The organism is Thalassospira sp. CH_XMU1458 (assembly GCF_037027205.1).
Classification (GTDB): Bacteria; Pseudomonadota; Alphaproteobacteria; order Rhodospirillales; family Thalassospiraceae; genus Thalassospira; species Thalassospira tepidiphila.
Genome location: NZ_JAYMDW010000001.1, coordinates 303646 through 317526 on the forward strand (window position 1 = coordinate 303646; position 13881 = coordinate 317526).

Consider the following 13881-nt stretch of genomic DNA (forward strand, 5'->3'; position numbering starts at 1 on the left):
GATTAATGCCCCCGCCCGCCGCGCTCTTTTTTGAGCTCGAAATAGATATAAGGGGAAATCACGGCAATCACGGTACACAGCAAGACAAACGCACCGGCCGCCCCCAGACCAAGTTCCTGACGGTTCAGGATATGATCGACAACAAACCGGGCTGGCAGATCCGATGAGAAGCCCGGCCCGCCGCCGGTAAGGGCGACCACCAGGTCAAACGCCTTCATCACAATCGCACTCATCAGAATAAAGACCGTGAAGAAAACCGTGCGCATCATCGGCGTAATGATGTGCAGATAAACCCGCCATACCGGGATGCCATCGACGCGCGATGCTTTCCAGATATTGGGATCAATATTGCGAAGACCGGCCAGAAACAGCGCCATGCACAACCCGACCTGTTGCCAGATTCCGGCAATCGCCAGCGTATAAATCGACCTGTCGGGGCGCACGATCCAGTTGAACTCAAACCCGGTCCAGCCAAGGGCACGCACGGCCTCTTGCAGGCCAAGCCCCGGATTCATCACCCATTGCCAGATCACACCGGTGACAATAAACGACATCGAAAGCGGCAGCATGAAGAGCGTTCGAAACATCCCCTCTGCCTTGACACCGCGATCAATCAGAATCGCCAGAAAATAGCCAAAAACAACGCAGCCGCCGATAAACAGAAACCCGTGAATTGCCAGGTTCTGCATCGCCGTCCACCAGCGCTCATTGGCAAACAGCCGGACATACTGTTCAAAGCCGGTGAATTTATAGACGGGTAAAAGCCGTGAACGGGTCAGTGAAATGACGAAAGTCCAGATGATGAACCCGTAAAAGCAGACAATCGTGATTGTCATCGCCGGGATAAGCGCCATCCCCGCACTCCATTGCGGCCGCCAACGCTTTTTTCCAGACTTGAGTGTGAATTTTCGATCTTCGGAACGCTGCAACACGTCCGGTGCCGGTTCGGCCATGACATTCTCGCCTATTTATGGAGGCGCCGCTGCACCCACATCCGTGGTTTCAGCGGCGCTTTTCCGCAATATCCGGAATTTCGCAAAATCGCTATTTTGCGTAGGAAATCGCTTGCTGGAATTGTGCCTGACCCTCTTCGGGGCTCATATCTGCACTGTTCCAGAAATTGGAGATGGTGTCATCAATCGCACCCGAAACCGCACTTGGCACACCGAACAAACCGGTGCTGACAAGGTGGGTTTTCTTGTCCTGAAGGGTTTTGATGGCGGTTTGGGCACAGACATCAAAGCTGTCAGCAGGCACATCAAGACGGGCAGGGATTGATCCCTTTTTCTTGTTAAAGGCAATCTGCACGTCCGGCTCAAGCATCACCTGTGCCATCAAGGTCTGTGCAGGCGTTGCGTCTTCGCCATCCATTGCCGAGAAGGCAAAGGCATCCACGGTCATGATATAGGCGGTATCAATCGCCGGGGCGAAGGCACATCCGACCGTCGTGCCGGGCTCAATCCCGGCTGCGATGATTTCACCCTTGGCCCAGTCACCCATGAACTGGAAGGCGGCCTCGCCCTTGGCAACCATGTTGGTCGCTTCGTTCCAGTTACGTCCCGGGCTTGCTTCGTCGACAAACGGCTTGAGCGCGGCAAAGGTTTCAAACACCTTGCGCATCGTGTCGGATTTCAGAAGGTCATCATCAAGCGTGCTGTATAGCTCGGCATAAAACTCACGACCGGCAACACCTAAAAGCACGCTGTTGAACATGATGCGTTCCTGCCAGGGCTGACCACCCAAGCCAATCGGCGTAACGCCGGCGGCCTTGAGCTTTTCTGCCGCAGCAATGAAATCATCCCAGGTTTTTGGAACCTCGATCCCGGCCTCTTCAAGAACCGCCGTGTTATAGAACATCCAGTTTTCGCCATGGATGTTGATCGGTGCGGCAATGTAGTTGCCATCATATTTCGCGGCTTTGACGATCAGCGGCGGCAGCTTTTCATCCCAGTTTTCTGCCGTTGCAACGTCACCCACATTGGCCAGAAGCCCCTGATCAGCCAATTCACGCAATTGCTGACCAATGGAAAACTGAAATACGGCGGCCGGGTCACCACCCAGCATACGGTTCACGGCCGCTGCACGCGCATTACCGCCACCGGCAATCGGGGTATCGACCCAGGTGCCGCCTTTGGCCTCGAACGCCTTGCGGATTTCGCCAAGGGCCGCCTGTTCACTTCCCGAAGTCCACCAATGCAGGACTTCGGCAGTCTGGGCATGAAGTGCACCGGCAGATACACCGACGCTCAGAAATGCCACGCTTGCGGCAATCTTTGAAAATTTCATCATAACGGATGTTCCTCCCTAATGGACACGATCACGCCCGGCTTCTTATTAAGTGATATGACCGGAAAATCGTAACGTTACGATTTTTTTGATAAGCGCTTTATTCACCCTTGTCAATCACGAAAACCTTACCATAATAGGCCAAGATAAAAGTACGGAAGCTTTTTTGCTGTGCTTTTCGAAACGTTACGATTTTGGATGCGTTCAATAAAAGACATCCAAAGCTAGGGCAAGGAAGCGAACATGACCAAATCATTTCCTGACGGTTTCCGCTGGGGAGTCTCGACATCAAGTTATCAGATCGAAGGCGGCGCGAAAGATGACGGACGCGGTGCCAGCATCTGGGACACATATTGCGCAACACCGGGCCGCGTTGCCAATGGCGATGATGGCAGTGTCGCGTGCGACCATTACCATCGCTGGGCCGAAGACCTTGATCTGATCAAAGGATTGGGCGCAACCCATTACCGGTTTTCGGTGATGTGGCCACGCGTAATGCCCGAGGGCACCGGCAAGGTCAACGAAACCGGCATTGATTTTTACAGCCGCCTGATTGACGGCATGCTTGAACGTGGCCTGGATCCGTGGCTGTGCCTCTATCACTGGGATCTGCCGCAGGCGCTTCAGGATCGTGGTGGCTGGACCAACCGTGACATCGTTGACTGGTTTGGCGACTATACCGAACTTCTGGTCACCCGACTTGGTGACCGGGTGAAATCATGGGTCACCTTCAACGAGCCGAATGTCGTTGCCTGGGTCGGCCACGAAGAAGGCCGCCACGCACCGGGGATTACCGATCCGCGTGCGGCAATGCGCGTTGCCCACCACCTGAACCTGTGTCACGCACGCGCAACCCGGGTGATCAAGAACCACTATCCCGATGTGCCGGTCGGTTTCGTGTTGCCGATGCACAAGGGCTATACGCTTCCGCACCGCCGCGAACAGGATGCGCACCTGATTGATCTGTTCGAAGCCAAATGGAACGGCATCTTTTTGGACCCGGTATATTACGGCCGCTATCCTGAACTGATCATCGACCGGATGGAGCCCCATATTCAGGATGGCGACCTTGAAGCCATCAAGACCAAGGTCGATTTCCAGGGCCTAAACCAGTATTTCCCAAGCTACATTCAGGCCGCCGAAGGCGCTGCATGGCCGTTCAAACATGCCCAGCCGCCAAACTATTTCCGCCGGACCGAAATGGGCTGGGCAATTGACGGGGATTGCTTCTATCAGACCATGAAGATCCTGCAGGATGATTACGGTAACCCGCCTGTTTTCATTACCGAAAACGGTGGTGCCTTTACCGATATCCCGAAGGCAAACGGCCAGATTGATGATCAGGACCGCATTGCCTATTACACCGAATATCTCGAAGCCCTGCTTCGCGCGAAGTCCGAGGGTGCCGACATTCGGGGCTACATGCCCTGGTCGCTTCTGGACAATTTCGAGTGGGCATATGGCTATGAAAAGCGTTTCGGTCTGGTGCATGTTGACTACACCACGCAGAAACGTACCCCCAAGGCATCCTATGATTTCATGCGCAAGGTGATTTCACAGAACGCATTGCCTTAGGCCAACCGGGCGCTTAGATTGTCCGAAATTTGAATGGAACGGACCTGTATATGCCTGCTGCTCGCCCCAATTTGCGTACGATTGCCGATCGCCTTGGTCTATCGATCACGACGGTATCGCGTGCGCTTAAAGACGGGCCGGAAGTCAAACCCGACACCGTCGCCCGCGTAAAGGCAGCCGCAGCAGAAATCGGTTATCAGCCAGATGCCCGTGGCGTCATGCTTCGAACCGGCAAAACCATGCAGGTCTGTTCCATTCTGTATTCCCCCGAAGTCGGTGATTACGGCGACCCGGGCTTTCTGGCACAGGTCGAAAGCCTGACCCAGGGTCTTGAAGCCGATAACTATTCCCTGTTGGTGCTGGCCCAGACGCGCGGCGAAGATCCGCTTGATCCGGTGCGCAAGGTCCATACCCAACGTCTTGCCGATGCCGTGGTATTTTCACGCACAACCTTGCAAGACAGTCGCGCGAAATACTGTCTGCAACATGACTTTCCATTTGTCAGCTTTGGCCGTACCGAACTTCTGACCCCGCATGCTTTTGTCGATCATGATGACGAGCAAGCTGCCTATGACGCGGTAAAACGGTTGCTTGATGATGGTCACCGCAATATCGGCATGATCGACCCGCCCGAAGCCCTGACCTTTTTCGGATATCGCAAACAGGGGGCCCGCCGGGCCATGGTTGATGCGGGGCTTGATCCCGATAGCCTGATCTGGATGCCGTCGGAAATTTCCGTGCGGGCTGCGCGCGAATCAACAACACGGCTTTTTGCCAATCAGCGCGATGTCACGGCTGTTGTCTGCGCAAGTCAGATGACGATGATCGGCGCGCTTGAGGCCTTGATGGAACTTGGCATGGACACCATACGCGACGGAATTGGTGTTGTCGGCTTTGGCGGCATGCCGTTTCGCATGCTTTCGAAACAAAAACTTGCCTATTACTACCAGCCGCAACGCCATGTCGGCGAAGTTCTTGCCCGCCACCTGCATGAGTTGATGAACGGCACACCGCCCGAAAATCTTCAGACGCTTCTGCCCTATCACCGCATTGACGACCTTGCCGCCTTCCGCGAGGGCGAGGATTTCTAAGCGCAACCCCGCCAAGGCAGATTACCCCAACTGCCCGCTAGCTCTCCTTGGCGTCCTTGGCGGCCTCTGAATTGCCGACCCAGCGTACCAGCATGAGTTCGACCGGTTTCAGCGCAACCAGGATAATAAAGGTCAAGACGGTTGCAATAATCACGATATGCCAGGCCGCAAGCGCACAGGCGATGCCAAGCGCTGCTGTCATCCAGACGGTCGCAGCAGTGGTAAGCCCCGTGACCGACATGTTTTTTGGCTCGCGCAAAATAACACCGGCACCAATGAAACCGATCCCGGTCAGAACACCCTGCAAAATCCCCTGAACCACACGTGACAGCGCGTCTGGATGATCAATCAGATCCTGAAAATGGACCGCCACGACTGACACCACCGCCGCACCAAGCGACACAAGGGCAAGGGTGCGCATGCCGGTTGGCTTGCCATTCACATCACGGTTCAACCCGATCAGCATGCCAATGACTGTTGCCGCCACCAGACGCGCAATCATATCGATCACGCCAATATCGAAGTATTTTTCCGCCGTGGCGAAATAGGGAAGGTCGGTCAGCATGCGATAAACCCTTGCCATTCAAACAGTCCCCAAACGCTTGGCACGCAATCAATGTTCCGAGCTGATGCACGGCCAACCAGTTCCTTGATCACAGTCAGGCAGGTGATATCGCATGCTCCATGTCAGTTGCCTTGGCCATCAACCAGTCAAAGAACAGCGCAATTCGCGGATCACGCCTGGGCGGATCAAGCGTGATCAGGACATAATCAAAGCCCGTCGGGGCCATGCCATGCGGCGCGATCAGCCGCCCGGACGCCAGATCATCAGCCACAAGCGGCAAGGGACCGATCGCCGTGCCAAGCCGATTAACGGCTGCCTGCAGAGCGAAAAAGAAATGATCGAAATACTGCTCGCTTGCCGGGGTTGCCGTGCTGCCGCTGCTGCGTTTCCAGTCATCCCAGGCATCGGGACGCGTTCGCGTATGAAGCCAGCGGGCGTTGGACAAATTCCTTGAAAGGATGGTTTCCCAGCATTCCGGATCGCAAACCGGCCCCGCATATTCCGGCCAAAGTCGGGTGGTGATGTAATGCTCGGAAATCCCGTAATCCGCACGACGGATGGCAACATCACAGCCATCCGCCAACAAATCCACCGGCCCGCCCGCCAACCTCAGATCAATATTCAGATCCGGGTTGGCCTCGCGAAAATCGCCAAGGCGCGGCATCAACCACCGCATCGCAAGGCTGGGCTCGCACGATACGGTCAATATCGGGGATGACTTGTCATGGCGGTGGATATCCTCAATCGCCTGATCAAGCCCATCGAGCGCACCCGTTGTTGCCTTCAACAACCGCTCGCCTGCGGCAGTCAGCCAGACACGCCGATTGCGCCGAACAAACAGCTTAACACCCAGACGTTCCTCGATTTGTGCAACCGCGCGACTGATCGCGCCATGTGTCAGATTAAGCTCATCCGCCGCACGCGAAAAGCCTTGATGGCGGGCTGCGGCCTCAAAGGCGGGCAGGGCCACCAAGGGCGGCAAACTGCGTTTTCTGTGAATATTACTCACAATAAATACCAGTATTTTTCGATTTTCCGGCGATCTGAACAGTTTGATACTGAATTCACTCACACATCAAATGAATTCATCATTCACAAGGGATCACATCATGTCGGAATGGACAGGCGATATCTTATCGATGGAAATCATTGCTGTTGGCATCATCACTATCCTCGCCGTGATCAGCCCCGGTCCGGACTTTGCGATGGTAACCCGGATCGCCCTTGCACGCGGACGGAGGGCAGGCGTGCTCTGCGCCATCGGGATCGGCACCGGCGTTTCGGTGCATCTCGGTTACACGCTGATCGGGCTTGGTGTTGTTTTTGCCAGTAATATCTGGGTTTTGTCAGCTCTGCGCTACCTTGGGGCGGCTTATCTGATCTGGCTTGGCGGATCGGCCCTTTGGCCGGACATTCGACGCCTTCTGGGCAGGCCGGGTCACAGCAAAAGTGCTTCGAACGTGACACATTCTGATCAGGCGGATCAAAACCAAACCCGTCCGGCACAGAACAGCGGATCGGCGTTTTGGATCGGTTTTGCCTGCAATGCGCTCAACCCCAAAACCATGTTGTTTATCGTATCGCTGTTCAGTCAGGTGATTTCACCAGACACCGCGGTGGCGCAGGAAGTCGCGTATGGGGTTTATATCGCGGCATGCCACATGATCTGGTTTGCACTTGTCGCAACAGCCCTGACCCTGCCATCGGTGCAGGCGCGCATTGCCGCGATCAAATCGTGGATCGAACGTGGTGTTGGCATCTGTCTTGCCGGCCTGGGTATCAAGCTTCTGGCAAGCTAGGGCGAACACCAACCTCAAAGATCAGATAAACAGCATCTCGCCATTCTGTTTGGCATCGTTCAGGAACGTGACAACACCGCCGGTCTCAATCGCCAATTCTTCACGCTTTCCCTGATTTTCAAGACCAAGGGCGCGCAGGCCCATCTCGCAGATCATGAATTTGGCATTGAGGCTGGCACAGGCCGACAACAATTCTTCGAAAGTGCCGATGCCCCGCGTTGAGTAACTAAGATCAATCGAGGTCGCCGTCGCCCCGTCAACCTCGGTGCGCAGATGACGCCAACCCGACGGTGCAAACAGCGCCCGGCTGGCATCCATGGTGAAGAACAATGTCACTTCACGGCCCGATGCCAAGGCGGCTGATGCCATTACGAGGGCGTAATGAACTTTTTCATAGGTCCCGGAAAACACCACCAGGGAAAGCTTTTTGGGCGTATCAGACTCAGTGCTCATGAATAGACAGGTCCTTGATTGTGGCGTTTTCTGAACAGGTCGGGCAGCCCGGATCGCGGGGCACCTTGATCTTGCGAAACGAGGCGGACAGCGCATCGATAATCAAAAGATGGCCTGAAAGGCCATCGCCAATGCCCATCAGTTCCTTAAGCACCTCTGTCGCCTGAATGCCGCCAACCATGCCAACAACCGAGCCCAAAACGCCGCCCTGCGCACAGGACGGAATGGCGTCTTCGGGCGGGGGCGCATGATAAATGCAGCGATAACAGGGATGCGGGGCACCCAGATGGGCCTTGAAGGTCGATACCTGCCCGTCAAAACGAAGGGCGGCACCGGAAACCAGGGTCTTGCCCGCGTGGTAGCAGGCATCGTTGAGTAAAAAGCGCGTATCGAAATTATCCGACCCGTCGGCAATCACATCATAATCGGCAATCAGATCCATGACGTTGCTGGCATCAAGACGGGTGTTATGGGCCTGCACGGTGACTTCGGGGTTCATATCGGCCATGGTCGCCTTGGCACTATCTACCTTGGGCGTTCCTATATCCTTCATGCCATGGGCGATCTGGCGTTGCAGGTTTGAAAGTTCGACCGTGTCGGCATCGACAATGCCAATCGTCCCAACCCCGGCAGCGGCCAGATACATCGCAAGCGGCGAACCAAGCCCCCCCGCACCAACGATCAGAACCCGACCGCGTTTAAGCTTCATCTGCCCCGTGCCGCCAACCGCCTTAAGGACGATATGGCGGGCATAGCGTTGCACTTCATTTTCGCTGAAATCGAAATCACTCACGCGGGTGGGCTTCCTGTCAGAACGTCGGTCATCAGATCAGATGGTAATCCATTAGGCTTTTGCATATAGCCCATGGAACAGTGGCCTCAAGCAAAGATTTCATATTCATATCGAAACGAAATGCTTTGCTTGTTCAATCAACCAAGCCAAAGCCCTGCATTCCGCCAATGAAAAAGGCCCGGCACATCGTGCCGGACCCTTTGAAATCTTTGGTCTTTCAGGCTGCTTATTGCAGGCCTTCGAACAACGGGGTCGAAAGATACCGTTCGGCAAAGCTCGGTATGATCACAACAATTCGCTTGCCTTCGTTTTCCGGCAGCTGGCCAAGCTCGATCCCGGCCGCGACCGCTGCACCGGACGAAATGCCGGTCGGAAGGCCTTCGATGCTGGCAAGCTTGCGGGCGGTGGCAAAGGCAGTCTCGTTGCCGATGGTCATCACCTTGTCGATGACATCGATATTAAGGTTGCCCGGAATGAAACCGGCACCAATGCCCTGAATTTTATGCGGGCCCGGTGCGCCACCGGAAATGACCGGGCTGTCTTCGGGTTCGACGGCAACGATCTGAATGTTCGGGTTATGCTTTTTAAGCACTTCACCAACCCCGGTCAGGGTCCCGCCAGTCCCGACACCTGCAACAAAGATATCCACCTTTCCGGCGGTATCCTTGATGATTTCCTCGGCCGTGGTGTTGCGGTGGATTTCCGGGTTGGCCGGGTTGTCAAACTGCTGAAGCATGACCGCACCGTCAATTTCCGAAACCAGTTCTTCGGCACGGGCAACCGCACCCTTCATGCCCTTGGCCGCCGGGGTCAAATCAATCTGCGCACCCAGAAGCATCAGCATCTTGCGACGTTCCAGCGACATGCTTTCAGGCATGGTCAGGATCAGCTTGTAACCCTTGGCCGCCGCCACAAAGGCCAAGGCAATACCGGTATTGCCCGATGTCGGCTCCACCAGAGTTGCGCCCGGCTTGATCTTGCCGGATTTCTCGGCGTTTTCGATCATCGCCAGACCAATACGGTCCTTAACCGAGGCCAGCGGGTTAAAGAATTCAAGCTTGCCAATCAGATCGGCTTTGACACCTTCGGCCTCTGCCAGTCGCGAAAGGCGCACCAGCGGCGTTGCGCCAATGGTGTCGATGATGCTGTCGTAAATCTTGCCGCGAAACTCAGTCATGTTTTCCTCGCACGTTTCTGTATTTTTGCCATCAAGCACATCTTTGATCTGTATTTATCTCGCTATTTATCCGGGTCAAACGGATTGAAAGATTTTTTACAGATCCTGTGCCGGGCAACGTTCCATAAACTTGTAGTTTTACCTTCAATAGCAGCAGTTTCTTGTGCAATGACGATACACCAAACCGCTGCACCCCGATAAGATCAAATGATGAAATCCGGGGACTCTTCAATCCCGCTGCGCAGGCCCGCATCACGTGCGCGGTTGCAGAGGTCTTCGACCGTGATTTTTTCAAGCTGCTTCATCATTTCGTCCTGCAATTCCCGCCACAGCGGACGGACGACTTCCTTGCCTAGTGGCGATCCTGCCGGATCCTCGATCGGGTCATCGGAAGTTTCCATCGACCGGATCACCGACACGATATCGGCAAGCGTAATGCGACGGCGTTCACGCGCCAGCCGATATCCCCCACGTGGGCCACGCACGCCGACCAGAATGTCGGCACGCACCAACTGTTGCAACGTCTGTTCAAGATAACGTTTCGGAATGCCCTGACGCGCGGTGATATCCCGGCTCTGAACCGGCTCACCCGCCGCGTTATAGGCAATGTCCACGACCGCCTCGATCGCAAACAGCATCTTCTTAGAAAGCTTCAGCATCTTTTCACTCAACTCCCCTTGCGGTTCAGCCATCCCCCCAGACGGCATAACCAGATAGCGTCAAACCGGATCGACCAGCATGCTTTTCCAGGCCTATCGGGCCGGGCCGGCTGTTCCGGTCGAACCGAAACCACCCGCACCGCGCGCGGTTTCATTCAAGTCTTCTACGGCGTTCCACTGCACTTGCGTCACCGGTGCGACCACCAGCTGGGCAATGCGCATGCCGCGCTCGATTTCAAAGGCCTCGTCACCATGATTGATCAGGATGACTTTGATCTCGCCGCGATAATCGGCATCAATCGTGCCGGGGCTATTCAGGACCGTAACCCCGTTTTTCGCCGCCAAGCCTGACCGCGGACGCACCTGTGCCTCAAACCCGGCGGGCAGGGCGATAGCAATACCGGTTTCGACCATGGCACGTTTGCCCGGTGCCAGAACAAGCGTCCCGTCAATCGCGGCCTGCAAATCAACCGCGGCTGACTGCGCGGTTGCGTATTCCGGTAATGGCAAATCCGCCCCGTGCGGAAGCTGCTTTAAATCAACGCTTAAAAGCGACATCGTCTATCCTTGTCTTGTCCCGGCAGGATCATCTGCCGGTCTAATCGTTCTGTCTGCCTTCCGGGATACGCCCGTCAGGAAAAATGTTTGATGATGCGCGCACTTAACGCACGGGCAACCCCGGTCTTGCTTTGGCGTTCCCACCGTTCATCACTGGTTTCGTCATCGCCTGAAATCAGGCAAATCTCGTTATCATCACCGCCAAAGGTCCCGGTCGCGGGCGCCACATCATTGGCGAGGATCCAGTCACACCCCTTGCGTGCCCTTTTGGCGCGGGCATGGTCGGTTACATTTTCCGTCTCGGCGGCAAATCCGATCACAAGTCCCGGTCGCATTGGCCCGGCCTTGCTGATGGTCGCCAGAATGTCCGGATTTTCCGAAAGCTTCAGGTCCGGGATCACCCCCGATCCATCTTTCTTAAGCTTCTGACCGGCTTCATCAGCCGTGCGCCAATCGGCGACCGCCGCGGCACAAACGGCAATATCAGCGGGAAGGGCGGCCTGCACGGCACCCAGCATCTCGCGTGCGGTTTCGATCCGCACGACCTTCACCCCTGCGGGATCGGGCAGGGTCACCGGACCCGTCACCAGCGTCACTTCTGCCCCCCCCGCTGCAAGCGCCTCGGCAATCGCGTGGCCCTGCTTGCCCGAGGATCGGTTGGCGATATAACGCACCGGATCAATCGGCTCGTGCGTCGGGCCGCTGGTGACCACTGCCTTTTTACCGGCAAGGGGTTTGGGCGCGTCTTGCTGTTCCAGGAAATCAACAACACTTGCGATAATCTCGGCCGGTTCGGCCAAACGGCCCGATCCAAATTCACCACAGGCAAGGTCGCCAGACGCTGGGCCGACGCGCAACACGCCGCGGCTTTCAAGGGTGGCGATATTGGCTTGCGTCGCCGGATGGTTCCACATCTCGACATTCATTGCGGGGGCAATCATTACCGGCTTGTTGGTCGCAAGTAACGCGGTTGTCGCCAGATCACCGGCCTGTCCGGTGGCCATCTTGGCCAGAATATCCGCACTTGCCGGGGCGACCAGAACAAGGTCCGCCTCACGCGACAGGCGGATATGGCCCATTTCCGCTTCGTCGGTCAGGGAAAACAGATCCTGATAGACCTTGTTTTCGGTCAGTGCCGCAACCGAAAGCGGTGTCACGAACTCGGCCCCGCCCTTGGTCAGGATGGCGCGGATATCGATCCCGCGATCACGTAACCGACGGATCACCTCAAGCACCTTATAGGCGGCAATGCCGCCCGAGATGATCAGAAGGACACTCTTTCGATTTAAGTCACTTGGCACTGTGATTACCAATTAATTACGGTTAAGAAGTGTGGTTAACCTACATTGTCCCCCAATCGGGCGCAAGAACCCAATCAAGAACACGATAAAAGCCACAGGATTGTTTGAAAAACGCCATGCCCGGCATCTGGACATGGCGTTGATTTTATTTGGATTTCAGATCCCGACGCTGAATATCGGGTTTAGCGCCATCAAGCGGTTGCTTATGGAACGGTATAAAGCATCCCGAACCAGCGCCAGCGTGAATCTGGCCCCATGGCGGTGCAGTTGATCCGCCAGCGCCCGCTTGAAACCGGACCATCGAGGCGGATTTCAACCCGTTCTTCGCCAAGGCGCGACATGGTCGGCTCCCCTTCGGATGGATAACAGTTCATCGACGGGGCCGATTCTGCCAGCGTAAAGCCAAAGGCCGGCGGATTGCGGGTCAGGGTGTAATCAGCCGGTGTGACATCGCTGACCACAAGCGGCAGGGAATTTGCCGCCAGATTAAACCGATCCATCGCACCGTAATGTTCGTTCAGGGCATAACGCGGCAGATACATAAAATCAGATTCGGTATGCATCGCACCGCTTTGCTGGCCAAAGGCCGCGCGATAGCCAGCTTCCTTGACCGCAGCGATCACCTCGCCATTGGCCTCCCCATAGGGATAAGCAAAGATTTCCGGCACATAGCCGAGTTCTTCCTCAAACCGGGCGGCAGAATTGGCAAGCTCTGCCTTGACGCGATCAATGTCGAAATCAGGCAAATGGGCATGGTTCTGGCTGTGACCACCAATCGTCACACCGGCCTTGGACAATTCGCGCACCATGTCCCAGGTCATGTAGTTGGCATAGCCCGAATCAAGTTGTTCGGTGGAAACAAACACGGTGAAGGGCAGGTTGTGTTCACGAAATACCGGCCAGGCCTTTTCGTAAACCGAACGATAGGCATCATCGACCGTAATGCCGATGGTGCGATCCGGAAGCCCCTTGCCATCGGCAAGCGCACTGACGATCTGCGGAACGCCCATGACGGTATAAGGACCGCTGGTCAGTTCTTTGACGTGCTGGTCGAACTGTTCCATCGTGATGTTGGTCGAAGGATATTCGCCCTCGCCAAAGCGATGATACATAAACACCACGGCCGATGTCGCGTCTCCGCTTTGCGTGACCACTTCCTGATCCGCACTTTGCGGCGCATCAGATGGGGCCGCGTCCTGTGCTGTTGCCTCGGTCGTCGGGGCTCCCGGAGTTTCCGGGGTTTCGCCACCATCTACATCCGTTACCGCAGGCTCAGCCGCCGTCGCCTCAACCGTTTCATCGGTTGCAGGTGCGCTATCCGACGCGATCTGGGCAAAGCCGACCGTAGCGCCAAAAGTAAGTCCAACCGCGAAGGAGACACCGACAATAAGGCCGTGCATCCTGCGCGGCGGTTTCACCCGCATCACTGCCGAAATTGCGCTGTGCCCTTTGGTCTCAACTGCCATATCTGTTTCCAGTATCTTGCGATCCACCCACGCCGGGGCGCAACTCATTCGCGCCCTCGGATCTCCCCCCAGTAGAAAACCCGGCTCCTGCCCCACGCAATGCGTTTTGCAGGGTCATTTTGACTTCGAAAATACCAGTGAACCGATTGTTTTTCCAC

At 55.9% G+C, this 13881-nt stretch carries 14 protein-coding genes; 3 read left to right on the forward strand and 11 right to left on the reverse strand.

The features are described 5' to 3' along the window. Positions 1-2: 2 nt before the first annotated feature. Both WBY09_RS01380 and WBY09_RS01385 read right to left on the reverse strand, forming a co-directional pair. Positions 3-953, reverse strand: coding sequence for a carbohydrate ABC transporter permease (locus WBY09_RS01380; protein WP_008888844.1), 951 nt, complete (start codon positions 951-953; stop codon positions 3-5). Positions 954-1044: 91 nt separating this feature from the next. Next, a complete protein-coding gene (locus WBY09_RS01385; RefSeq protein ID WP_336231829.1) occupies positions 1045-2289 on the reverse strand; it encodes an ABC transporter substrate-binding protein in 1245 nt (414 codons plus the stop codon). A gap of 240 nt (positions 2290-2529) precedes the next feature. On the opposite strand from WBY09_RS01385, the gene WBY09_RS01390 reads away from it, so the two are divergent. Both WBY09_RS01390 and WBY09_RS01395 read left to right on the forward strand, forming a co-directional pair. Continuing rightward, positions 2530-3861 carry a GH1 family beta-glucosidase gene (locus WBY09_RS01390; protein WP_064780266.1) on the forward strand — a complete coding sequence of 444 codons (1332 nt, stop codon included), beginning with the start codon at positions 2530-2532 and terminating at the stop codon, positions 3859-3861. A gap of 50 nt (positions 3862-3911) precedes the next feature. Then, the gene (locus WBY09_RS01395; RefSeq protein ID WP_336231830.1) at positions 3912-4952 is read left to right on the forward strand and encodes a LacI family DNA-binding transcriptional regulator; all 1041 of its coding nucleotides are present in this window, start codon (positions 3912-3914) and stop codon (positions 4950-4952) included. A gap of 37 nt (positions 4953-4989) precedes the next feature. Here WBY09_RS01395 and WBY09_RS01400 read toward each other — a convergent pair whose 3' ends face one another. Next, positions 4990-5535, reverse strand: a complete 546-nt coding sequence (locus WBY09_RS01400) for an MgtC/SapB family protein (protein ID WP_008888840.1) — start codon at positions 5533-5535, stop codon at positions 4990-4992. Between the two features lie 76 nt (positions 5536-5611). Then, positions 5612-6526: a LysR substrate-binding domain-containing protein gene (locus WBY09_RS01405; RefSeq protein ID WP_336231831.1), complete on the reverse strand. Its 915-nt coding sequence runs from the start codon at positions 6524-6526 to the stop codon at positions 5612-5614. A 100-nt stretch (positions 6527-6626) separates the two neighbouring features. Here WBY09_RS01405 and WBY09_RS01410 point away from each other — a divergent pair, with 100 nt between their 5' ends. Further along, on the forward strand, positions 6627-7316 hold the full coding sequence (locus WBY09_RS01410) for a LysE family translocator (RefSeq protein ID WP_336231832.1): 690 nt from the start codon (positions 6627-6629) through the stop codon (positions 7314-7316). Between the two features lie 21 nt (positions 7317-7337). Here WBY09_RS01410 and WBY09_RS01415 read toward each other — a convergent pair whose 3' ends face one another. The 7 genes from WBY09_RS01415 to WBY09_RS01445 form a co-directional block, all read right to left on the reverse strand. Next, positions 7338-7769 carry a DsrE family protein gene (locus tag WBY09_RS01415; protein WP_336231833.1) on the reverse strand — a complete coding sequence of 144 codons (432 nt, stop codon included), beginning with the start codon at positions 7767-7769 and terminating at the stop codon, positions 7338-7340. Further along, positions 7759-8562 (reverse strand): HesA/MoeB/ThiF family protein, encoded by an 804-nt coding sequence (locus WBY09_RS01420; RefSeq protein WP_336231834.1) that lies wholly within the window; start codon positions 8560-8562, stop codon positions 7759-7761. The genes WBY09_RS01415 and WBY09_RS01420 overlap by 11 nt, the downstream gene beginning before the upstream one ends. A 226-nt stretch (positions 8563-8788) precedes the next feature. Then, complete coding sequence (gene cysK / locus WBY09_RS01425; protein WP_040822518.1) at positions 8789-9739, reverse strand: cysteine synthase A; 951 nt, start codon at positions 9737-9739, stop codon at positions 8789-8791. 203 nt (positions 9740-9942) lie between these two features. After that, positions 9943-10398: an RrF2 family transcriptional regulator gene (locus tag WBY09_RS01430; RefSeq protein WP_008888834.1), complete on the reverse strand. Its 456-nt coding sequence runs from the start codon at positions 10396-10398 to the stop codon at positions 9943-9945. Between the two features lie 93 nt (positions 10399-10491). Beyond that, positions 10492-10956: a dUTP diphosphatase gene (gene dut, locus WBY09_RS01435; RefSeq protein ID WP_197146364.1), complete on the reverse strand. Its 465-nt coding sequence runs from the start codon at positions 10954-10956 to the stop codon at positions 10492-10494. A gap of 74 nt (positions 10957-11030) precedes the next feature. Beyond that, on the reverse strand, positions 11031-12257 hold the full coding sequence (coaBC, locus tag WBY09_RS01440; protein ID WP_336231835.1) for a bifunctional phosphopantothenoylcysteine decarboxylase/phosphopantothenate--cysteine ligase CoaBC: 1227 nt from the start codon (positions 12255-12257) through the stop codon (positions 11031-11033). A 203-nt stretch (positions 12258-12460) separates the two neighbouring features. Continuing rightward, a complete protein-coding gene (locus tag WBY09_RS01445) occupies positions 12461-13723 on the reverse strand; it encodes a polysaccharide deacetylase family protein (protein ID WP_197146362.1) in 1263 nt (420 codons plus the stop codon). Positions 13724-13881: the final 158 nt, after the last annotated feature.